The organism is Pseudomonas sp. UYEF17 (genome assembly GCF_040546125.1).
Classification (GTDB): Bacteria; Pseudomonadota; Gammaproteobacteria; order Pseudomonadales; family Pseudomonadaceae; genus Aquipseudomonas; species Aquipseudomonas putida_Z.
This window is the reverse complement of the sequence record NZ_JBEPNE010000001.1, coordinates 81418-102007: the sequence shown is the minus strand read 5'-3', so window position 1 is coordinate 102007 and position 20590 is coordinate 81418. Positions and strand designations below refer to the sequence as shown.

Below are 20590 nucleotides of genomic sequence, written 5' to 3'. Positions count from 1 at the left end.
CGCCCAGCCCTTGGGGCTGCGCTATCGCACAGGGAACAATGTTCGTGAGCGTGTCACCTTCCCTTGTGGGAGCGGGCGTGCCCGCGAAGGGCCCAACGCGTTGTATGGCACCGGCTACGCCGGTGTTCGCGGGCACGCCCGCTCCCACAGGAACCGCGTAGCCCTTAGGAAAATTGCTCCAACAGCTACCAGGAGTACAAATGTACACCCTCGAATTCTGGCAACAACGTGCCTCGGACCTCTACCTCCCGGCCAATGCACTGATCGACGGCAAGCCCGTCAACGCACAGGACGGCGCCACCTTCGCCGCCATCAACCCCGCCACCAACAAGGTGCTGGCCCAGGTTACCGCCTGCGGCCAGGCCGAGGTCGACCTGGCCGTCGCCAGCGCCCGCAGGGCTTTCGAACAAGGCCCATGGCCGCGCATGGCCCCGGGCGAGCGCAAGAAAGTGCTGTTGCGCCTGGCCGAGCTGATCATGGCCCATCGCGAAGAACTGGCCCTGCTGGACTCGCTGAACATGGGCAAGCCGGTCATGGACGCCTACAACATCGACGTGCCGGGCTCGGCGCAGGTGTTTGCCTGGTACGGCGAGGCGCTGGACAAGCTGTACGACCAGGTGGCACCCACCGCGCCCAACGCGCTGGCCACCATCACCCGCGAAGCCCTCGGCGTGGTCGCCGCCGTGGTGCCGTGGAACTTCCCGCTCGACATGGCCGCCTGGAAGCTCGCCCCGGCGCTGGCTGCCGGCAACAGCGTGGTGCTCAAGCCCGCCGAGCAATCACCGTTCTCGGCCTTGCGCCTGGCCCAGCTGGCGCTGCAGGCCGGTGTACCGGAAGGCGTGCTGAACGTGGTGCCGGGCCTGGGCGAGCAGGCCGGGCAGGCGCTGGGCCTGCACCCGGACGTGGATTGCCTGGTGTTCACCGGCTCCACCCAGGTGGGCAAGTACTTCATGCAGTACTCGGCACAGTCCAACCTCAAGCAGGTATGGCTGGAGTGCGGCGGCAAGAGCCCCAACCTGGTGTTCGAAAACTGCCAGGACCTGGACCTGGCTGCGGAAAAGGCGGCATTCGGTATCTTCTTCAACCAGGGTGAGGTGTGCTCGGCCAACTCGCGGCTGTACGTGCAGCGCTCCATCCATGACGAGTTCATCGAGCGCCTGCAGGCCAAGGCCCGCCAGTGGCTGCCAGGCAACCCGCTGGACCCGGCGAGCCGTGCCGGTGCCATTGTGGATGCCGGGCAGACCGGCCGGATCGAAACCGCCATCGCCCGCGCCGGGCAGGACGGGGCGCGGTTGGTGTGCGGTGGCCGGCGCCTGACCATCGACGGCTCGGACAATTACATCGAGCCGACCATTTTTGCCGGTGTCGATGGCCGTATGAGCCTGGCGCGGGAGGAGGTATTCGGGCCGGTGCTGGCGGTCAGTGCCTTCGACAGCGAAGAGCAGGCCGTGCGCCTGGCAAACGACAGCATCTATGGGCTGGCGGCGTCGGTGTGGAGCGATGACTTCAACCAGGTGCACCGCGTGGCGCGGGCGTTGAAGGCCGGCACCGTGTCGGTGAACACGGTCGATGCGCTGGACGTGACGGTGCCGTTTGGCGGCGGCAGGCAGTCCGGGTTTGGCCGCGACCTGTCGCTGCACTCGTTCGACAAGTATTCCCAGCTCAAGACCACCTGGTACCAGTTGCGCGCCTGATACATCCGATCTTTACCGCGTCGCCTGTTTCGCGGGCTTGCCCCGCTCCCACAGGTACTGCACTGGCTCAGGTGCTGCGCGGTCCCTGTGGGAGCGGGCAAGCCCGCGAAGCAGGCGACGCGGTATCCGGATCATTCATGGCGTTCCGTTAATTTTCTTTGCCAACCCGGCAGAAAGCTCGGGTCCGCTCTACACTGCTGCCAAGATGGGGCTGGGCTATGTGGCACCACGCCCCCGTCTCGCTGCCTGCGAATGGCTTCGGCCTGCATGATCGTCCTGGCTGCCCCGTCAAACCGCCATACATGGAGTACCTGAGATGGGCTGCGTGTCGAATGGTCGTGCTGCTGGCAACGCCGGACGTGGCATTTCACTGCAGTGGCTGGTGGCTCTCGCCATCGTGCTGGGCATGTTGCTGCTCGGCGCCGCCCTGGCCTGGCAGGGCTATCACGGCATTCGCCAGACCTTGGTGGCCGCAGCGGGTGATTCTGCCCAGCAAATAGGCAAGACCATCGACGAGCGCGCCCGGCGCCTGATCGACCCGGTGCACAGCAGTATCCGCCTGCTCGCCCACAACCCGGCCGCGCAAACCCCGGCTCAGCGCCTGGAACGCTTGCCGCAACTGGTCGAGACGCTGGACGCCAACCGCATGCTCAGTGCTGCCTACATGGGTTACCCCAGTGGTGAGTTCCTGCTGGTGCGCCGCTTGCGCGACCCGCAGTTGCTGCAGCGTTTCGCCGCGCCGCCGGGCACCGTTTTCCTGGTGCAGAGCGTCAGCCGTGAGGGTGGGGCGGTGCAGGGTGAGTGGCGCTTCTACGACCACGCGCTGAACCTGCTGCAGGCCCAGGCCAAGCCCGAATACCGCTACGACCCGCGCACGCGCCCGTGGTTTGTCGAGGCCAGCGCCCAACCCACCACCGTACTGACCCACCCCTATGTGTTCTTCACCACCCGCGAGATCGGCCTGACCATGGCCCAGCGCAGCGTCGACGGCGGGGCGGTGATCGGCATGGACGTTTCGGTCGACGACCTGGCCAGCGAGACCCAGGGCCTGCGCATGACCCCCGGCACCGAGATCGTCGTGGTCGACGATCAGGGCAGCGTGGTGGCCTACCCGGACCTGCAGCGGGTAATCGTGCACGAAGGGCAGGCCGTGCGCTTGTCGCGCATCGGCGAACTGGGCATCCCCAGCCTGCAGCAACTTTACGCCGACCTGCCGCAAGGCACCCGCCCGCAGCCTTATCAGGTGGACGGCCAGACCTGGTATGGCATGCGCGTGCAACTGACCAACCTGGCCGGGCAGGACCTGCAGGTGCTGATTGCCGTGCCAGGCCATGAGTTGCTGGCTGGTGCGCGCAAGGTACTGCTCGAACAGTTGCTCTGGACCGCCGCCCTGATAACCGTGCTGCTGGTGCTTGGTGGTGTGCTCGGCCGGCGCATCGGCCGCCCGTTGCGGTTGCTGGCCGAACAGCTGCAAGGCGTGGCGGGTTTTGATTTCAGCCGCGAAGTCGGGGTGCGCTCGCGGGTGTCCGAGGTGCGTGAGCTGAGCCGCGTGCTCAGCCGCATGTCCGGCACCATCCGCAGCTTCCAGGCGATTACCCTCACGCTCAGCCGCGAGCGCGACCTGGAGCGCATGCTCGACGGTGTGTTGACCCATCTGGTGGAAGCCGCCGGGGTCAATGCCGGCGTGGTGTACCTGTTCGATGCCGAACATGCCTTGCTGCGCCTGGCCGCCGCCTGCCGTGGCGAGCAGTACCCTGGCGAGCTGGCCGTGGATGAGGCTGCCCAGCAGCACCTGGCCACGGCGGTGACCCAGGCCCTCGGCCTGCATGAGGGCAGCATGGCCTTGGTGCTGAATGACCGTAGCCAGGCGTTGCTGGGCATCCTGGTCCTGCAACTGGGCGATGGGCCTGTACACGAGCAGACAGGCCAGCCGTTCCGCAGCTTTGTTGCCGAACTGTCCGGGGTGGTGGCGGTGGCCATCGAGACGCGCCAGCTGGTCGAAGCCCAGCAACGCCTGCTGGATGCCATGATCAAGCTGCTGGCCGATGCCATCGATGCCAAGAGCCCCTATACCGGCGGCCACTGCGAACGGGTGCCACAACTGGCGCAGATGCTGCTGGACCAGGCGGTGGCGGCCGAAACCGGCCCGTACGCCAGCTTCAGCATGACCGCGGCTGAACGCTACGAATTCCACGTGGCGGCCTGGCTGCACGACTGCGGCAAGGTCACCAGCCCCGAGTATGTGGTGGACAAGGCGACCAAGCTGGAAACCTTGTACAACCGTATCCACGAGGTACGCATGCGTTTCGAGGTGCTCTGGCGGGATGCCGAGCTGGCCTATTGGCAAGGCCTGGCCAGCGGTGGCGACCAGCAGGCGCTGCAAGCCACCCTGGCGCGCAGTCAGGCCCAGCTGCAGGACGACTTCGCCTTCGTCGCCCAGGCCAACATCGGCGGCGAGTTCATGCAGGACGCCGACATCGAGCGCCTGCAGCAGATTGGCCAGCGCCGCTGGCAGCGCCATTTCGACAACCGCCTGGGCATCTCCCGTGATGAGGTGGAGCGCTTTGCCGATGTGCCTGCGCCTGCGCTACCGGTTGACGAACCACTGCTGGCCGACCGCCCTGAGCATTGCGTACCCTGGGGCCCGCGCAAGCCCCCGGTGGCCAAGGGCGACCCGCGCAACCGCTGGGGTTTCGACATGCGCTTGCCGGCCTACGCCAGCAACCACGGCGAGTTGTACAACCTGGCGATCCGCCGCGGCACGCTGAATGATGAGGAACGCTTCAAGATCAACGAACACATCGTGCAGACCATCATCATGCTCAGTTCCTTGCCGTTCCCCCGCCAGCTCAAGCGGGTGCCGGACATCGCCGGCAACCACCACGAGAAAATGGACGGCAGCGGCTACCCGCGCCGGCTGGGCGAGCAGGACCTGGGTATTGCCGAGCGGGTGATGGCGATTGCCGACATCTTCGAGGCGCTGACTGCGGCCGACCGGCCCTACAAGGCGCCGAAGACCTTGTCCGAGTCGGTGAAGATCCTGGTGGGCATGGCCCGCGGCGGGCACATCGACGGCCAGTTGCTGGAGCTGTTCCTCAGCAGCGGGGTGTACCGCCAGTATGCCGAGCGGTTCCTGCGTGCCGAGCAGATCGACGAGGTGGATGTGGCGTACTGGTTGGGGCAGATGCGTTGCCCGGCTTGAACGAAAAATCAGATTTAGCCCCTTCCTTGTAGGCTATTTCCCAAAGATACTCACGCCGCCTGTTTCCCGTTGCGGCCGCTTTGGCAGCGCTCTAGTCTCGGCGGGTCGCTGCACATCAGCGATCGGCTTTGACAGGCCGCGACGAGATACTTCGCATGGCTTTGCCCTTCATGGTGGCTGTGCATGGGGCACGTTCGCGTGCGCCGGTTCTGGTATCCGCCGGTCTGTCAACCTATGTACAGCTGCCACCTACCTGTTTGACAGCAGGCCGGTGGTGGCCCAACAAATGGATACCAAAGCATGCTGAAAGTTGTCCCCGATCCACCCCACATCCCCCGATTCCTTCGAAGACACCTTGATCCAGGTGCAGATGCCCAATGGGCGCAGCACTTTGCACTAGGGCAGAAGTAATGTGTTGCCTGCTCTGGCCTCTTCGCGGGCACGCCCGCTCCCACAGGATCTTCACCGTACTCAGGAGTTGCACAGTACCTGTGGGAGCGGGCGTGCCCGCGAAAGGGCCAGTGCAAGCAGTCGAGAAATTTCAGGGGATTCACCAATGACAACAGAAGACACCCAATTCACCGTCGGCAAGACCACCTTCTACCAAGGCGAAAACGGCACCCATCCACTGTTCCGCATCGAGCCCGGCATCCCCTGTCGCGATGCCCGCGAGCAGTCCTCGGAATTGATGGGCTATGTCCGCGAACTGACCATCACCGGCCTGATGGATGAGAAACCGATGATGATCTGGGCCGCCCATTACCTGAGCGCAATGGCCAAGGCGCTGATGGATGATGCCGAGCTGGGCATGAAGCACTGAGGTATCGCAGGGCTGCGTGATTACTTTGCAGGAGCGGCCTTGTGTCGCGAAAGGGGGGCGAAGCGCCCCCAACGATCTGTGCATCACCGCAAAAACGCCGGGGCCGCTTTGCGGCCCTTTCGCGACACAAGGCCGCTCCTACAGGAATCGCGCCGTTCATGAGGAACAGGGCAGGCCGGCGCAGGTCAATGCATCAGCTCATCCACCCCGACCCACCCACCATCGAACTCATCCATGGCATCCAGTACCGCTTCACGGAAATACGCCAGCGACGCCCGATCAAACAGCAACTGCAACGCCGGCCTCTCATCGCTCCCCACATTCAGCACGATCACGTTGATCCGCGCCGCCGAGGTCTCCCACAGGATCACCACAGACTTCAAGACTTGCACAGTACCTGTGGGAGCGGGTTTACCCGCGAAAGGGCCGGCTCAGGCAGTCGAGATATTTCAGGGGGATTCACCAATGACCACAGAAGACACCCAATTCACCGTCGGCAAGACCACCTTCTACCAAGGCGAAAACGGCACCCATCCACTGTTCCGCATCGAGCCCGGCATCCCCTGTCGCGATGCCCGCGAGCAGTCCTCGGAATTGATGGGCTATGTCCGCGAACTGACAATCACCGGCCTGATGGATGAGAAACCGATGATGATCTGGGCCGCCCATTACCTGAGCGCAATGGCCAAGGCGCTGATGGATGATGCCGAGCTGGGCATGAAGCACTGAGGTATCGCAGATCTGCGTGATTACTTTGTAGGAGCGGCCTTGTGTCGCGAAAGGGGGGCGAAGCGCCCCCAACGATCTGTGCATCACCGCAAAAACGCCGGGGCCGCTTTGCGGCCCTTTCGCGACACAAGGCCGCTCCTACAGGAATCGCGCCGTTCATGAGGAACAGGGCAGGCCGGCGCAGGTCAATGCATCAGCTCATCCACCCCGACCCACCCACCATCGAACTCATCCATGGCATCCAGTACCGCTTCACGGAAATACGCCAGCGACGCCCGATCAAACAGCAACTGCAACGCCGGCCTCTCATCGCTCCCCACATTCAGCACGATCACGTTGATCCGCGCCGCCGAGGTCTGCGCCACCGCCCCAACGGGAAACGCCTGGGCGCGCAAGTCCACCCCGCACAACTTGGCCATCACCGCGCTGCAATACTCCCCCGACAGCTGCAACCAGGCATGGCTATCCTGGCGCGGCAGCAGGTAGTTGCGCCGGGCATCCTGCACCCACCCGGCCTCTTCGGCAGCCACCCGTGCACCGCCGTCCGCCAGGCTGCCCAACAGCAGGTACTCGGTCTGCGACAAGCGCGCTACCCAGCCACCGTCTTCCTGGCGCACGGCCTGGTTGGGTAGCGACGGCAAGCGGTAGCCACGCGCCTGCAGGCAAGCGGCACTGTCGCCCCCACGAAACCCGGCCCGGGCCAGACCGGTCAGGTCAGTCAACGCGCAGTTGTGCAACAGCTCGGCCCGCGGGCTGTGTGGAATAAAAGCTTCGGCTTGCAAACTGGTCATGGCTCAGAGCTCCTGGCGCAGGTTGTCGGGATCGTGGAACGGCAGGGGCACCACCTTGGCATTGACCATCACGCCGCCCTCCACGCGGATCGGGATGTGCATGCCAGGCGTGGCCTGATGGGCACCGGCGTAAGCCAGGCCGATGATCTGCCCCAGGGTTTGCGAGTATTCGCAGGATGTGACGTTGCCGCTGATATCCGCCCCGTCCAGCACCAGATGCCCCTCCAGCGGCTGTGGGCTGCCCTTGGGCAGGGTGAAGCCGACCAGTTTGCGCTTGAGCGGCTGCGCTTCGAGGATCTCGATCGAGCGCTTGCCGACGAAGAATGGCTTCTTGCGGCCGATCGCCCATTGCATGTCGATCTCCGCCGGGTGGGTCATGCCGTCGGTGTCCTGGCTGATGATCACGTGGCCTTTTTCCAGGCGCAGCAGGCGCTGGGTCTCGACGCCGAACGGGCGAATGCCCAACCCCGCGCCGGCCTGCATCAAGGCATCCCACAGGCGCTCGGCGTGGCGCGCCGGCACGTGCACTTCGTAGCCCAGTTCACCCACAAAGCCCACCCGCAGGATGCGCGCGGCAATACCGGCCACGGTGCCCTGGCGTACGCCGAGGTAAGGGAAGGCCTCGGCCGACAGGTCCACATCGTCACATACCTTGGCCAGCACCTGGCGGGCCAGCGGCCCGGCCAGGTTGACCGCGGCCAGGGCGGCGGTGACGTTGGTGACGTCCACATCCAGGCGCCATTGCGCGTTCCACTTCAGCATCTGCTGGTAGATGCGGTCGACGCCGCTGGTGGTGGCGGTGACGTAGAAGTGCTGCTCGCCCAGCCGGGCGCACACGCCATCATCGATCACCACGCCGTGCTCGTTGGTCATCAGCGCGTAGCGGGTGCGGCCGATGGCCAGCTTGGCGAAGCCGAAGGTGTAGAGGCGCTCCAGCAGTTCGGCGGCGTCGGGGCCGCGCACATCCAGGCCACCGAGGGTGGAAACGTCGATCAGGCCGACCTTCTCGCGCACATGGCGGGCTTCCTCCTGCATGCAGCGTTCGCGTTCCTCAGGCTTGCCATAATAGGCCGGGCGCTGCCAGATACCGGCCGGCATCATCTTCGCCCCGGCTTCCAGATGGCGGCGATGCATTGGTGTTTGCCGGTACGGGTCGAAGGCGCGGCCGGCGACGTGGGCCAGTTTTTCCGCCTGGAACGGTGGCCGGGCGGTGGTCACCCCGGTTTCGCTGATGCTGCGCCCGGTGGCGTGGGCCACCAGGCGGGCGGTCGGCAGCGCCGAGTGGCGGCCCTGGGACGGGCCCATGCCGACCGTGGAAAAGCGCTTGACCAGCTGCACGTCGCGGTAGCCGCTGCGGGTGGCGTTGACGATGTCGCGCACTTGCAGGTCTTCGTCGAAGTCGACGAAATCCTTGCCCTTGGGGTGGGGGAAGATCGGCCAGGGGAAGTTGACCTTGGCTTCGGCACTGAACACTGGCTGCACCGGCGCTTCCAGGCCCAGCGCTGCCAGCGCATCGGCAGCCCCGCGAGTGGCGTCGGCCAGCACATTGCTCAGTGCGTGACGGCCGTTCACCGAGCCGGCGATATCCAGCCCGGCCGGCAGGTTGCTGATGGCGAATTCGTCGCGGTTCACATCGTAGGCCAGCTTGCCGCCAGCCTGGCACAGCAACTGGTACACCGGCATGTAGCCTGCCGACATGCACAGCAGGTCGCAGGCCAGGCGCAGGCCATGCGAGCCGACCTTGCCCTGGCCGGTGATCGGGCGAATATCCACGCCACTCACGTGGCGCATGCCCGCTTCGTGCAGGGCTTCGTACACGGTGCTGCCCAGGTGCACGGGTATATCGCGGCGCTTCAGTTCGGCGGCCACTGCGGCATCGGCTGGCGCGGCGCGCATGTCGACCACCGCGGCCACGGCCACGCCTTGCTCCTGCAGGTCGAGGGCGGCGAGGTAGCCGTCATCGTGGCCGGTGAGGATTACCGCGCGCTGGCCCGGCTTGACCGCGTACAGCTTCATCAGCCGCTGCGCGGCGCTGGTCAGCATGACCCCTGGCAGGTCGTTGTTGCGGAACACCACCGGCTGGTCGAACGCACCGGCCGCCACCAGGCAGCGGCTGGCGCGCACCTTGTACAGGCGTTTGTGCTGGATCACCGGCAGGTAGTTGTCGGTGAACCAGCCGTTGCAGGTGGCTTCCAGCAGCACCTGGATGTTCGGGTGGCCTTCGACGGCCGCCAGCAGTTCCTGGCGCAGGCCGGTGGCGCGGGTGCCGGCAATGTCGAAGCGGGCGTAGGTGAGCGAGCCGCCAAGCACCGGCTGTTGTTCGATCAGCAACACCTTGGCCCCGGCATTGGCCGCGTCCAGTGCCGCACGCAGGCCCGCCGGGCCAGCGCCGATGACAGCCAGATCGACGAACAGATAGGCCTTGTCGTAATACTGCGGCCTGAAACCGAGGTCGAGCACGCCCAGGCCGGCTTTCTTGCGGATCAGCGGCTCCCACACCTTCCACATGCCCTTGGGCTTGTAGAACGAGCGGTAATAGAAGCCGACCGGCATGAAGCGCGAAAACTTGCCCAGGTAGGCATCGCGGTCGTGCGCCAGGCTACCGTTGAAGTTCTGCCCTTCGACCACCAGGCCATCGCGGGCGGCTTCCAGGTCGGCCAGCACATTGGGCTCGTCCGGCAGCTGCACCAGGGTGTTGGCATCCTGTCCGGCCATGCTCAGCGGGCCGCGCGGGCGGTGGTACTTGAACGAGCGCGACAGCAGCCAGCGGCCGCTGCCGAGCAGGGCGCTGGCGATGCTGTCACCGGCAAAGCCCTGGCAGGCCTGGCCGTCGAACTGGAAGTGCAGGGGCCGCTCGCGGTCGATCAGCAGGCCCATGGGTGCGGGGAGGCGAGTGTGGCTGTTCATCCGGCAATCTCCGGGGTGGCGGCGGGGGTGAAGTCGACGCGACGGTCGAACAGTTCTTTCGGGTCGAAGGTGCGTAGCACCTGGTCGCTCACCGTGTGGCGTTCGGCCAGGAACCAGTAGCTGGAGGCGTTGTGCAGCCACCACTCGGTCACCACCCCGGCCAGGTTGTCGCTGTTGAACACATAGTCGGCCCATTCGGCGTCGCTGCAGCTGGCCGGGTCGGGCATGTGCCTGAATTCGCCGCCGTAGGTGAACTCGCTGATATTGCGCGGGCCGTTCAAGGGGCAGGTCAGGATCTTCATCGTCGTCGCTCCTCAGTGGCTGGCCGCGGTGGCGCCCATTTCGTTGACTTGCTGGAAGCGGCTGAAGCGCTCCAGGGCAAAGGGTGCGATCAGTTCCGGCACCTTGCCGCCACTGGCGACCAGCTCGGCCATGGTCTTGCCGCAGATCGGCGTGGCCTTGAAACCCCAGGTGCCCCAGCCGGCGTCCAGGTAATAGTTGTGCACCGGCGACAGGCCCATGATCGGGCTGTAGTCCGGTGTCATGTCGGTGATCCCGGCCCATTGGCGCATCAGCTTGGCGTTGGCCATGAACGGGAACATCTCGATGGCGTGGGCCAGCAGGCTTTCCTTGAGGTCGAGGGTGGAGCGGGTGTTGTACAGCGGGTAGGGGTCGGAGCCGCCGCCAAAGACGATCTCGCCACGGCTGGTCTGCTGCACGTAGCAGTGCAGCGCCGACGAGCTGACCAGCGGATCGAGGAACGGCTTGAACGGCTGGGTGACCATGGCCTGCAGCGGGTAGGTATGGATCGGCGCACGGATGCCGGCCTTGGCCATCAGCAGCGAACTGGCCCCGGCCACGGCCTGTACCACGCAACCGCACTGCACGGTGCCACGGTTGGTCTTCACCGCCTCGATGCGCCCGTTGCGGATCAGCAGGTCCTGCACTTCGGTCAGCTGGTGGATCTCGACGCCGCGCTTGGCCGCCTGCTTGGCGTAGCCCCAGGCCACTGCGTCGTGGCGCGCGGTGGCGCCGTCGATGTGCCACAGGCCAGCCAGCACCGGCAGGTGCCCCGGGTCCAGGTTCAGGCTGGGCACCAGTTCGCGGATCTGCTGGCGGTCGATCATTTCCGTGCGGCCACCGAAATGCTTGTTGACCTCGGCGCGCTGGCGGAACGCGCGCACGGTGGCGTCGGTATGCGCAAGGGTGAGCTGGCCGCGCTCGGAATACATGATGTTGAAGTCGAACTCGTTCGACAGGTTCTGGAACATGCGCACCGATTCTGCGTAAAAGCGCACACCCTCACTGGTGAGGTAGTTGGAGCGGATCACCGCGGTGTTGCGCGCGGTGTTGCCGCCGCCCAGGTAGGCCTTTTCCAGCACGGCGACATTGGTGATGCCGTGGTACTTGGCCAGGTAGTAGGCGATGGCCACGCCGTGGCCGCCGCCGCCGATGATCACCACGTCATAGCGTGGCTTGAGTTCGCACGGTGGTGGCAGGTCGACCTCCACCGGGTAGTCGGCGCTCAGGCCGTATTTCAGCAGGGCGAAAGGCATGGGGTGCGCTCCTGGTGGGCGGCCTGTTGTTGCAGGTCGAGGGCGAGCAGGGTGTTCTTCATCAGGTAGGCGATGGTCATCGGGCCGACGCCGCCGGGCACCGGTGTGATGCCGGCCACCTGGGGCAGGGCGGCGGCGAAGTCGACATCGCCGACCAGGCGGCTGTGGCCGCCTTCGTCGATGCGGTTGATACCGACATCGATCACCACCGCGCCGGGCTTGAGCCAGTCGGCACCGATCAGCCGCGGCTTGCCCACTGCGGCCACCAGGATGTCGGCCTGGCGGCACAACGCCGGCAGGTCGCGGCTGCGCGAGTGCACCACGGTCACCGTGCAGTCGGCCTGCAGCAGCAGGGCGGCCATGGGCTTGCCGACGATGTTCGAGCGGCCGACCACCACCGCATGCTTGCCACGCAGTTCGCCACAGGCATCGCGCAGCAGGCGCATGCAGCCGCTGGGCGTGCACGGGGTGAGCACATCGCGGCCCTGGGCCAGGCCGCCGACGTTCTCGCTGTGGAAGCCGTCCACATCCTTCAGTGGGCTGATCGCCTGGAGAATGCGGTGTTCGTCGATATGGGCCGGCAACGGCAGTTGCACGAGGATGCCGTTGACCTCGGGGGCGCGGTTGAGGCGCTCGATCAGGGCCAGCAGCTCGGTCTGGCTGGTGTCGGCGGGCAGGCGATGCTCCAGCGAGCGGATGCCCACCTCTTCGGCACGCAGCACCTTGTTGCGCACATACACCTGGCTGGCAGCGTCGGCGCCCACCAGCACCACCGCCAGGCCCGGCTGCACGCCGCCCTGCCGCAGTTCCTGCACCTGCTCGCGTACCTCGGCCAGCACCCGCGCCGCGGTGGCCTTGCCGTCGATCAGCTTGATACCGGGAATGGCGTTCATTTGAAGATCACCGTGCGGTCGTGGTTCAGGAACACCCGGTGCTCCAGGTGGTATTTCACGGCGCGGGACAGGGCGATGGTCTCGGTGTCGCGGCCGATGGCCACCAGGTCGTCCGGTGCGTAGGCATGGTCCACGCGCTGCACTTCCTGCTCGATGATCGGGCCTTCGTCGAGGTCGCTGGTGACGTAGTGGGCGGTGGCACCGATCAGCTTCACCCCGCGCTGGTAGGCCTGGTGATAAGGCTTGGCGCCTTTGAAACCGGGCAGGAACGAATGGTGGATGTTGATCGCCCGGCCCGACAGCTGGCGGCACAGGTCGTCGGAGAGGATCTGCATGTAGCGCGCCAGCACGACCAGTTCGGTGCCGGTGTCCTCGACGATGCGCAGCAGCGCGGCTTCCTGTTCGGCCTTGGTGTCCTTGCTGACCGGCAGGTAGACGAAACGGATGCCCTGGCGCTCGGCCATCGGGCGCAGGTCCAGATGGTTGGAGACCACGGCGGTGATCTGCATGTCCAGCTCGCCCTTGGCATGGCGGTACAGCAGGTCGGACAGACAGTGGTCGAATTTGCTCACCATCAGCAGCACGCGCATCGGCCGGGCACTGCTGTGCAGGCTCCACTGCATGTCGAAGCGCTGGGCGACATCGGCAAAGCCGGCTTCCAGCTGCGGTGTGTCACCCGTGACATCGGTGTTGTAGCGGAACACCGCGCGCATGAAGAAGCGCCCGTTGTCCTCGTCGTCGAACTGCGCCATCTCGCTGATGTAGCAACCGTGCTCGGCCAGGTAGGTGGTCACCGCGGCGACGATGCCGGACACGGCCGGGCAGCTGACGCGCAGGATGAAGTGATCGGGAGCGGGATGCATGTCGGATAGGCCTCGTGATGGAGTGGGGCAGGTCGGGCACAAGGGCAAAAGAGGCTTCGCGGGAGGCGAAGTTATGTTTCTTGGTAGGAATATAAATTTCCTTTTGGCGATTTATAGGCGAAGTGAGGGGTGACGGTCTAGAGATTTGTGAAATTTTTTATCCTGACAGGAAAGTTTTTTTACGCCATCGCGGCTCCTGTGGGAGCCGGCTTGCCGGCAATAGGGCCCGCACAGGCGACACAAAAACTGGCTATGCTTGCCCCATGACCAGTTCTCCATCCCTGCGCCAACCCTGCCCACCTGGCGCCTGCATTTGTGGCCGCGAACACCTGGCCGACCACCCGCAGACAGCCCAGCGCATCCTCCTGCTGACCCGCCAGGAAGAAAAGCGCCTGCTCGACCGCCTGGAAAACCTCAAGGACCTGGAAGACCTGCAACGCCTGCAGCAACGGATGTACGAAAACCTGGGCATCCGCGTGCACATCGCCCCTGGTTTCAACGAAGTGCGGACCATGCGTGGCATCGTCATCGAACTGGACGACCAGCCCGGGCTGTGCCGCAAGACCCGGCAGTCGATCCCGGCGGCGATCCGCCGTGGGCTGGAACGCAACCCGCAGGTTGCCTTCCGCTTGCTCGATACCCACGACCTGTTGCGGGATACCTGAAGGCCTGCCCGGCGCGGTCTTTGTAGGAGCGGCCTTGTGTCGCGATCGGGCGCGCAGCGGCCGCAAAGCCTGCAACCTCGGTCTTCCTGGCAGGTCTGGGTCGCCTGGATTACGGCCGCTGCGCGCCCGATCGCGACACAAGGCCGCTCCTACAAGGACCGCATCAGCCCCACTAATTTTTTCGCCGCATGCTACGTCTACTTGAAAGCCCCCCTGCGCCAGGCGCGCAGCGGCATTCATCACTCAAGGAGACAGGCAATGACTTCCGTTTTCGACCGCGACGATATCCAGTTCCAGGTAGTGGTCAACCACGAAGAGCAATACTCGATCTGGCCCGACTACAAAGCCATCCCCAACGGCTGGCGTGCCGTAGGCAAGAGCGGCCTGAAGAAGGAATGCCTGGCCTATATCGATGAAGTCTGGACCGACATGCGCCCGCTGAGCCTGCGCCAGAAAATGGCCGAAGCCGCCGCCCAGTGACTGCACTGAACCTGCTGTGCCTGCCGTATTCCGGGGCCAGCGCCATGGTCTACAGCCGCTGGCGGCGCAAGCTGCCGACGTGGCTGCAGGTACGCCCGGTGGAACTGCCCGGGCGTGGTGCGCGCATGGCCGAGCCACTGCACACCAACATGCAGGCCCTGGCCCGGCAACTGGCCGCCGAACAGCGCCTGGCGGCCAGCACCCCCTACGCGCTGCTCGGCCATAGCCTGGGCGCCTTGCTGGCATTTGAACTTGCCCATGAGTTGCAGGCGCTGGGCTGCCCGGCGCCACTGGCCCTGTTCGCCTGCGGTACCGCAGCGCCGACCCGCCGCGAGGACTACGACGGCAAGAACTGGCGCGAGCCGAAAAGCGACGCCGAGTTGATCGGCGAGTTGCGCGAGCTTCAGGGCACGCCCGAGGAAGTGCTGGCCAACGCCGAGCTGATGAGCCTGACCTTGCCCACCCTGCGCGCCGACTTCCTGCTGTGTGGTACCTACGCCTACCGCCAGCGGCCGGCGTTGCAGTGCCCGCTGCACGTGTTGGGCGGCATGCAGGACCGCGCCAGTGACGAGCAGTTGCAGGCCTGGCGCCAGGAAACCCACGGGGCGTTCTCGCTGCAGATGTTCCCTGGCGGCCACTTCTTCATCCATGAGCATGAGGACCGGGTGCTCGCTGCGCTGACCGCGTCGCTACAACCGCTTCGGCTGTCCGCCTGATTGACGTCACCGCTTGCCTTGGGGGAGGCTAGGCCTTTTCCCAGGCAAGAGGCAGACAATGCTGATCGATCCCCACAAGGCCACGCTGCTGGTCGTCGACATCCAGGAAAAACTCATCGGCGCCATGAGCGACCCTGAAGGCACCCGCGCGCGGGCCCGCTGGTTGTTGGCGGCGACGAACGAGCTGGAACTGCCGACGGTGATTTCCGAGCAGTACCCCAAGGGCCTGGGCCATACCCTGGCCGAGCTGCTGGCCGCAGCGCCGGCCGCCGAGGTGGTGGAGAAAAGCCATTTTTCCTGCGTGGCCGCCGAGTGCCTGCCAGCGAGTTTGATGGCGCGCGAGCAAGTGATTGTCTGTGGCATGGAAACCCACGTCTGTGTGCTGCAGACCGTGCTTGGCCTGCTGGCACTGGGCAAGCAGGTGTTCGTGGTCGAGGATGCCTGCGACAGCCGTACCCCGGCGAGCAAGGCCGCAGGGCTGGCGCGCATGCGGGCTGCGGGGGCGCAGGTGGTGACCCGCGAAATGGTTTTGTTCGAGCTTATGGGCAGTGCCGGCCACCCGCTGTTCCGGCACATCAGCAAGACCTACCTGGTCGGTGAACAGCCCTGAACGGCCGGTTACTGGCTGCCGGGTTGATGGCCCTGGCGCTGCTGCAAGGCTGCGCCGGGCGCCGTGAGGAAGCACCCGAGGCGGACCCGGCCAAGGTCCGCGCCCAACTGCTGCGGCTGTTACCCGCCCAGGCCAAGGACCGCGAGGGCTGGGCCCGGGACATTCAGGTGGCGTTCGAGGCCCAGCGAATTGCCCCTAGCAAGAGCAACCTGTGTGCGGTGCTGGCGGTGACCGAACAGGAATCGACCTTCAATGCCGACCCGCAGGTGCCCAACCTGGGGCGTATTGCCCGGGAGGAAATCGACCGCCGCGCCGCGCGCCTGCATATCCCCAAGTTGCTGGTCGATGGTGCACTGAAGACGCCGTCGGGTAATGGCAAGAGCTACCAGCAACGTTTGCAGGCGGTGCGCAGCGAGAAGCAGTTGAGCGAACTGTATGACGAAGTCATCGCTCGCGTGCCGCTGGGCAAGACCTTGCTGGGCGGGCTGAACCCGGTGCATACCGGTGGGCCGATGCAGGTCAGCATCGACTTTGCCGAAAAGCATGCGCGGGATTACCCCTACAGCCACGACGGCAGCATTCGCCAGGAAGTGTTCACCCGGCGCGGCGGCATGTATTTCGGTATCGCCCACTTGCTGGGCTATTCGGCCAACTACGATCGCCAGCTGTACCGCTTTGCCGATTTCAACGCGGGCTGGTACGCCAGCCGCAATGCGGCATTCCAGGCGGCACTGAGCAAGGTGACGGGGGTAACGCTGGCGCTGGATGGCGACCTGGTGGCGCCGGGCTCGATCATGCCCGGGACCACGGAAAAGGCGGCGCGCAAACTGGGAGGGAAGCTGGGCCTGCGCAACCCGCAGGTCCGCAGCCAGCTGGAGGAGGGCGATAGCTTGGCCTTCGAGGACAGCAAGCTGTACAGCGGGGTGTTTGCCCTGGCGGATGCCGCGGCCGGCAAGCCGGTGCCACGGGCGGTGCTGCCGGGGATTCAGCTGAAAAGCCCGAAGATCACCCGCAAGCTGACCACGGCGTGGTTTGCCGGGCGGGTGGATGAGCGTTATCAGCGGTGCATGAAGCGTTGATGGTGGCCTGGCTGTCGAGCGCGGTCCTGTAGGAGCGGCCTTGTGTCGCGATGGGCTGCGCAGCAGCCCCAAGATTGTGCATCACCGCTGAACCCTTGGGGCTGCTGCGCAGCCCATCGCGACACAAGGCCGCTCCTACACAGGGACCGTGCAGGCCTGTGGGACTGCGAGGAGAACATCAGCTTTCGCCCAGAGCGCCAACTACCTGATTCACACTGGCCTTCAACCCGGCAAACGCATCCTCAGGGTCACTTTCCACCACCACCAGCTTCACCCCGGACGCCTTGATCACCTCGGCTACAGCCGCCTCCGGCTGCCGATGGTCCAGCACCAGCGCCACATCCTGCGCCTTCAGGTTGTCCCCCAGCGCCTTCAGCGCAGCGGCATCCCACTCGGCCGGCAGCGGCTGCTCGACCATGTCCAGGTTCAACCCGCTGGCCAGATAACCCAGTCGCTCCGACAGGCTCACCACCGTCAGGTTGTCGACCTTGGCCAGGCGTGTCTGGCTGCTGGCCGAGAGCTCCAGCAACTGGCGTTTGAGCCCGGCCAGGTTGCCCTGGATCTTTGCCTTGTCGCCCGGCGCCAACCGCTCCAGGTCATTGGCTACCACGTCGGCCATGCGCCCGAAGTTGGTCGGGTTGAGCCAGGGGTAGGCGCCATAGGCCTCGTCGCCGCTCACCGCAATACCCGGCAGCGCGCCATCCACTGGCCGTGCGGCGTCGATCTCGACGATCCGGATATTGCTGCGCCGGGCCATCGGGTACAGCGGGTCGTCACGCCAGATCGAGCGCACGCCGATCACCGCGTCGGCCTGCTGCGCGGCCTTGTGCAGGCTGGCGCCACCGCGCCCGCTGAAATAGGAAGGTTGGCGGCTGGCAGGCAGGTTGGCGGGGGCTGCCCGCGTGAGCTGCACCGTGGTGCCGTCGAGCAGGGCGCTGGCCAGGCTGTGGGTGACGGGCAGGGCGGTCAGCACTTGCGTGGCGAAAGACAGCGACGGCAGGCCGGCCAGGGCCAGCGCCAGGGTCAGGCGTTTCAGGTTCATGCCGGGTTTCCTTGCAGGCGGGGGACGAGGGCGCGGGCCAGCGCCGCCAGGGCGAAGCAGATGCCCGCGACCAGGATGATCGCGGCGCCGGACGGCACCGGCAGGTCGAAAACGATCGGCAGCAGGATGCCGAGCAACGTGCTCAGCGTGGCGATCAGCACCGACAGGAAGAAAAAGCCCTTCAGCGACTGGCTGACCAGGCGTGCGGCGGCAGCGGGAATCACCAGCAGCGCCCCGACCAGGATCGCCCCGATCACCTTCACCGAGGCCACGGTGACCAGGGTCACCAGCACCACGAACAGGTAGTCCAGGGTTTTCACCGCCACCCCGCGCACGGCCGCCAGCTGGGGGTTGAAACTGGCCAGCATGATGCGGTTGTACAGCGGCACGGCCAATGCCAGCACCAGCACCGCGACGATGCCCAGCACCACCAGGTCCTGGCCGCTGACGGTCAGCACCGAGCCGAACAGCACGTTCTCGAGGATGTGCACGTTGATCTTGCCCGCCAGCATCAGCAGCAGGCTGGCGCCCAGCGCCAGCGACACCGACAGAAACACGCCGATCAGCGTGTCCGGCGACAGCCCGGTGCGGTTGCGCAGGAAGTTGAGCAAGATGCCGAACAGCAGGCAGTAGCCGAACAGGCTGCCGTAGGGGCCGGTGTAGGGCTCGCCCAGCAGGATGCCGATGGCCACGCCGGTCAGCGCGGCATGGCCGACCGCCTCGGAGAAGAAGGCAAAACGCTTGACCACCACCAGGGTGCCCAGGCCGCCCAGCACCGGGCCGATCATCAAACCGGCCAGCAGAGCGTTGACCACGAAGCCATAGGCCAGCGCCTCGGGCAGGTAGCCGGCAGTGGCCCAGTCCTGGACCGTTTGCCGAAAGATTTCGAAACTCATCAGGCAAGGCTCTCGCTACGCGGGTGAACGGAGAACAGGCCGAGCAGGCGCTCTGGGGTAAGGGCCTGGGCGGGTGGGGCGTCGAACAGTACCTGGCGGCTCAGGCCGGTAACCCGGTCGGCCAGGCGCAGCACGGCTTCCAGGTCGTGTTCGATCCACAGCACGGTGGTGCCGGCCTGGCGCCAGCCCTGCAGCAGTTGTTCGAACACCTGGATACCGGCTTCATCCAGGGCCGACATCGGCTCGTCCAGCACCAGCAGTTGCGGCTCGGGAATCAGGCCCTGGGCCAGCAGCACGCGTTGGCGTTCGCCACCGGAAAGCGCGCCCATGCGCCGTTTGCGCTTGTCGAGCATGCCGACCCGCGCCAGGGCCGCGTCGATGGCCGGCTGCACACGGCGCGACAGGCCGAGGAAGGCGGGGCGGCGCTGGCACATGGCAGCCATGAAATCGTCCACGGTCATCGGCAGGCCACGGTCGAACTCCAGCGCCTGCGGCACATAGCCGATCACTTCGCGTTCGCCGGGCCAGTGCAGGGTCAGCTGGCCCTGGTGTGGCATTTGCCCAAGCAGGGTCTTGATCAGCGAACTCTTGCCGCCGCCGTTGGGGCCGACGATGGCATGCACGCTGCCGGCGGCGACGTTGAAGCTGACCTGTTCGAGGATGCGGGTGCGGCCCAGGGTCAGGTCGATGCCGGCAAACTCGATGCGCGGCCCGCAGGCTGTCACCAGGTTGGCGGCGGCGGTCATGCGCGGTTCTCCTGGATGGCGCGGACCACGGTGTCGAGGTTGCGCTTCATCTCCACTTCGTACTTGTCCTTGGTGTATTCGCCATAGGAAATGTGCGTCAGCGGGTACAGGCGCACGCCGGATTCACGCTGGATGGTTTCGACATAGGCCGACGGGAAGTCCATTTCCGAGAAGATCACCCGCACGTCCAGCGCCTTGAGCTGGTCGATGGTCTTCTTCAGCTGGGCCGGGCTGGGTTCGATGCCATGGGCTGGCTCGACCACCGCGGTCACCTCCAGGCCGAAGTCGCGCACCAGGTAGTCGTAGGCGGCATGGATGGTGGCGACCCGGAAGGTGGCGCTGGGCGCCTCGGTGACCTTGGCCAGTGCGTCGGCACGCAGTGTGCGCAGGCGCTTGGCATAGGCGCGGGCGTTTTGCGTGTACAGCTTGGCGTTGTCCGGGTCGAGCTTGCCCAGTTCGCGGGCGATGTTGTTGACCTGGGCGATGGTGGTGCTGATCGACAGGAAGGTGTGCGGGTTGACCACCTTGCCGGCGCCACGGGCGGCAATGCCGGTGGCCGCCAGCAAGGGTACGTTCTGGTTGGCCTCGATGGTGTTGATGCCGGGCTTTTCGCTGGCGGCGATCATGCGGTCGGCGAAATCGTCATGGCCAACGCCGTTGAGCACCACCACGTCCAGGGTGCCGATGCGCTTGATATCCTCGGCCCGTGGCTCGTAGGCATGCGGGTTGAACCCCGCCGGAATCAGCGGCACCACTTCGGCCTTGTCGCCGACGATGTTGCTCACATAGCTGTAGTAGGGGTGCAGGGTAATGCCGATACGCAGGGGCTTGCCGTTATCGGCCAGGGCCTGTGCCGGCAGGGCAAGGGCCAGGAGCAGGGCGAGGGCGGAGCGGAGCATGG

19 protein-coding genes and 1 pseudogene are annotated in these 20590 nt (G+C 65.7%); 9 read left to right on the top strand and 11 right to left on the bottom strand.

The annotated features are described in order from the left end of the window. The first annotated feature begins 200 nt into the window (after window positions 1–200). The 3 genes from ABIB24_RS00500 (at window position 201) to ABIB24_RS00490 (ending at window position 5716) form a co-directional block, all read left to right on the top strand. A complete protein-coding gene (locus ABIB24_RS00500) occupies window positions 201–1694 on the top strand; it encodes an aldehyde dehydrogenase (protein WP_274079009.1) in 1494 nt (497 codons plus the stop codon). 316 nt (window positions 1695–2010) lie between these two features. Further along, window positions 2011–4896: an HD domain-containing phosphohydrolase gene (locus tag ABIB24_RS00495; protein WP_354315964.1), complete on the top strand. Its 2886-nt coding sequence runs from the start codon at window positions 2011–2013 to the stop codon at window positions 4894–4896. Between the two features lie 556 nt (window positions 4897–5452). Further along, window positions 5453–5716, top strand: coding sequence for a DUF3077 domain-containing protein (locus ABIB24_RS00490; RefSeq protein ID WP_023660664.1), 264 nt, complete (start codon window positions 5453–5455; stop codon window positions 5714–5716). A 185-nt stretch (window positions 5717–5901) separates the two neighbouring features. On the opposite strand, the pseudogene ABIB24_RS00485 reads toward ABIB24_RS00490, so the two are convergent. Continuing rightward, window positions 5902–6075, bottom strand: a pseudogene (locus ABIB24_RS00485) (sarcosine oxidase); the annotation flags it as partial. 106 nt (window positions 6076–6181) lie between these two features. Here ABIB24_RS00485 and ABIB24_RS00480 point away from each other — a divergent pair. Continuing rightward, complete coding sequence (locus ABIB24_RS00480; protein WP_023660664.1) at window positions 6182–6445, top strand: DUF3077 domain-containing protein; 264 nt, start codon at window positions 6182–6184, stop codon at window positions 6443–6445. Between the two features lie 185 nt (window positions 6446–6630). On the opposite strand, the gene ABIB24_RS00475 is transcribed toward ABIB24_RS00480, so the two are convergent. Genes ABIB24_RS00475 through purU form a run of 6 tightly spaced genes read right to left on the bottom strand, consistent with a single transcriptional unit; the run spans window position 6631 to window position 13455 of the window. Then, complete coding sequence (locus ABIB24_RS00475) at window positions 6631–7236, bottom strand: aminomethyltransferase family protein (RefSeq protein ID WP_137163607.1); 606 nt, start codon at window positions 7234–7236, stop codon at window positions 6631–6633. 3 nt (window positions 7237–7239) lie between these two features. After that, entirely contained in the window at window positions 7240–10143 is a 2904-nt protein-coding gene (locus ABIB24_RS00470) for a 2Fe-2S iron-sulfur cluster-binding protein (protein ID WP_354315963.1), read from the bottom strand. Further along, the gene (locus tag ABIB24_RS00465; protein ID WP_075044863.1) at window positions 10140–10445 is read right to left on the bottom strand and encodes a sarcosine oxidase subunit delta; all 306 of its coding nucleotides are present in this window, start codon (window positions 10443–10445) and stop codon (window positions 10140–10142) included. The genes ABIB24_RS00470 and ABIB24_RS00465 overlap by 4 nt, the downstream gene beginning before the upstream one ends. Window positions 10446–10457: 12 nt before the next feature. Continuing rightward, a complete protein-coding gene (locus ABIB24_RS00460) occupies window positions 10458–11699 on the bottom strand; it encodes an FAD-dependent oxidoreductase (RefSeq protein ID WP_013973144.1) in 1242 nt (413 codons plus the stop codon). Next, a complete protein-coding gene (gene folD, locus ABIB24_RS00455) occupies window positions 11681–12592 on the bottom strand; it encodes a bifunctional methylenetetrahydrofolate dehydrogenase/methenyltetrahydrofolate cyclohydrolase FolD (protein WP_289515333.1) in 912 nt (303 codons plus the stop codon). The genes ABIB24_RS00460 and folD overlap by 19 nt, the downstream gene beginning before the upstream one ends. After that, a complete protein-coding gene (gene purU, locus ABIB24_RS00450; RefSeq protein ID WP_354315962.1) occupies window positions 12589–13455 on the bottom strand; it encodes a formyltetrahydrofolate deformylase in 867 nt (288 codons plus the stop codon). The genes folD and purU overlap by 4 nt, the downstream gene beginning before the upstream one ends. 263 nt (window positions 13456–13718) lie before the next feature. Between purU and ABIB24_RS00445 the strand changes: the two genes are divergently transcribed. From ABIB24_RS00445 to ABIB24_RS00425, 5 genes are all read left to right on the top strand, one after another. Then, window positions 13719–14120, top strand: a complete 402-nt coding sequence (locus ABIB24_RS00445; RefSeq protein ID WP_025338667.1) for a hypothetical protein — start codon at window positions 13719–13721, stop codon at window positions 14118–14120. A gap of 258 nt (window positions 14121–14378) precedes the next feature. Continuing rightward, entirely contained in the window at window positions 14379–14600 is a 222-nt protein-coding gene (locus ABIB24_RS00440; RefSeq protein ID WP_016711157.1) for an MbtH family protein, read from the top strand. Beyond that, window positions 14597–15316 carry a thioesterase II family protein gene (locus tag ABIB24_RS00435; RefSeq protein WP_137163611.1) on the top strand — a complete coding sequence of 240 codons (720 nt, stop codon included), beginning with the start codon at window positions 14597–14599 and terminating at the stop codon, window positions 15314–15316. The genes ABIB24_RS00440 and ABIB24_RS00435 overlap by 4 nt, the downstream gene beginning before the upstream one ends. 58 nt (window positions 15317–15374) lie before the next feature. Beyond that, window positions 15375–15926, top strand: a complete 552-nt coding sequence (locus tag ABIB24_RS00430; protein ID WP_025338669.1) for a hydrolase — start codon at window positions 15375–15377, stop codon at window positions 15924–15926. A 26-nt stretch (window positions 15927–15952) separates the two neighbouring features. Further along, window positions 15953–17005, top strand: a complete 1053-nt coding sequence (locus ABIB24_RS00425) for a DUF1615 domain-containing protein (protein ID WP_354315961.1) — start codon at window positions 15953–15955, stop codon at window positions 17003–17005. 178 nt (window positions 17006–17183) lie between these two features. Here the strand turns inward: ABIB24_RS00425 and ABIB24_RS00420 are convergent, their stop codons facing one another. The 4 genes from ABIB24_RS00420 to ABIB24_RS00405 are packed head-to-tail and all read right to left on the bottom strand — an operon-like array spanning window position 17184 to window position 20588. Then, window positions 17184–18047, bottom strand: a complete 864-nt coding sequence (locus tag ABIB24_RS00420; protein ID WP_137163613.1) for a metal ABC transporter solute-binding protein, Zn/Mn family — start codon at window positions 18045–18047, stop codon at window positions 17184–17186. Continuing rightward, a complete protein-coding gene (locus ABIB24_RS00415; protein WP_013973136.1) occupies window positions 18044–18943 on the bottom strand; it encodes a metal ABC transporter permease in 900 nt (299 codons plus the stop codon). The genes ABIB24_RS00420 and ABIB24_RS00415 overlap by 4 nt, the downstream gene beginning before the upstream one ends. Then, a complete protein-coding gene (locus ABIB24_RS00410) occupies window positions 18943–19689 on the bottom strand; it encodes a metal ABC transporter ATP-binding protein (protein ID WP_015270826.1) in 747 nt (248 codons plus the stop codon). The genes ABIB24_RS00415 and ABIB24_RS00410 overlap by 1 nt, the downstream gene beginning before the upstream one ends. Further along, a complete protein-coding gene (locus ABIB24_RS00405) occupies window positions 19686–20588 on the bottom strand; it encodes a metal ABC transporter substrate-binding protein (RefSeq protein WP_025338673.1) in 903 nt (300 codons plus the stop codon). Before ABIB24_RS00405 ends, ABIB24_RS00410 begins: the two co-directional genes overlap by 4 nt. Window positions 20589–20590: the final 2 nt, after the last annotated feature.

What these genes read in the sequence shown, in the direction of transcription:
- ABIB24_RS00475 (WP_137163607.1), bottom strand. Translation starts at nt 7,236, where the DNA reads ATGACCAGTTTGCAAGCCGAAGCTTTTATTCCACACAGCCCGCGGGCC.
- ABIB24_RS00420 (WP_137163613.1), bottom strand. Translation starts at nt 18,047, where the DNA reads ATGAACCTGAAACGCCTGACCCTGGCGCTGGCCCTGGCCGGCCTGCCG.
- ABIB24_RS00470 (WP_354315963.1), bottom strand. Translation starts at nt 10,143, where the DNA reads ATGAACAGCCACACTCGCCTCCCCGCACCCATGGGCCTGCTGATCGAC.
- ABIB24_RS00490 (WP_023660664.1), top strand. Translation starts at nt 5,453, where the DNA reads ATGACAACAGAAGACACCCAATTCACCGTCGGCAAGACCACCTTCTAC.
- ABIB24_RS00460 (WP_013973144.1), bottom strand. Translation starts at nt 11,699, where the DNA reads ATGCCTTTCGCCCTGCTGAAATACGGCCTGAGCGCCGACTACCCGGTG.
- ABIB24_RS00480 (WP_023660664.1), top strand. Translation starts at nt 6,182, where the DNA reads ATGACCACAGAAGACACCCAATTCACCGTCGGCAAGACCACCTTCTAC.
- ABIB24_RS00405 (WP_025338673.1), bottom strand. Translation starts at nt 20,588, where the DNA reads ATGCTCCGCTCCGCCCTCGCCCTGCTCCTGGCCCTTGCCCTGCCGGCA.
- ABIB24_RS00445 (WP_025338667.1), top strand. Translation starts at nt 13,719, where the DNA reads ATGACCAGTTCTCCATCCCTGCGCCAACCCTGCCCACCTGGCGCCTGC.
- ABIB24_RS00500 (WP_274079009.1), top strand. Translation starts at nt 201, where the DNA reads ATGTACACCCTCGAATTCTGGCAACAACGTGCCTCGGACCTCTACCTC.
- ABIB24_RS00495 (WP_354315964.1), top strand. Translation starts at nt 2,011, where the DNA reads ATGGGCTGCGTGTCGAATGGTCGTGCTGCTGGCAACGCCGGACGTGGC.
- ABIB24_RS00410 (WP_015270826.1), bottom strand. Translation starts at nt 19,689, where the DNA reads ATGACCGCCGCCGCCAACCTGGTGACAGCCTGCGGGCCGCGCATCGAG.
- ABIB24_RS00415 (WP_013973136.1), bottom strand. Translation starts at nt 18,943, where the DNA reads ATGAGTTTCGAAATCTTTCGGCAAACGGTCCAGGACTGGGCCACTGCC.
- folD (WP_289515333.1), bottom strand. Translation starts at nt 12,592, where the DNA reads ATGAACGCCATTCCCGGTATCAAGCTGATCGACGGCAAGGCCACCGCG.
- ABIB24_RS00430 (WP_025338669.1), top strand. Translation starts at nt 15,375, where the DNA reads ATGCTGATCGATCCCCACAAGGCCACGCTGCTGGTCGTCGACATCCAG.
- purU (WP_354315962.1), bottom strand. Translation starts at nt 13,455, where the DNA reads ATGCATCCCGCTCCCGATCACTTCATCCTGCGCGTCAGCTGCCCGGCC.
- ABIB24_RS00425 (WP_354315961.1), top strand. Translation starts at nt 15,953, where the DNA reads ATGGCCCTGGCGCTGCTGCAAGGCTGCGCCGGGCGCCGTGAGGAAGCA.
- ABIB24_RS00440 (WP_016711157.1), top strand. Translation starts at nt 14,379, where the DNA reads ATGACTTCCGTTTTCGACCGCGACGATATCCAGTTCCAGGTAGTGGTC.
- ABIB24_RS00465 (WP_075044863.1), bottom strand. Translation starts at nt 10,445, where the DNA reads ATGAAGATCCTGACCTGCCCCTTGAACGGCCCGCGCAATATCAGCGAG.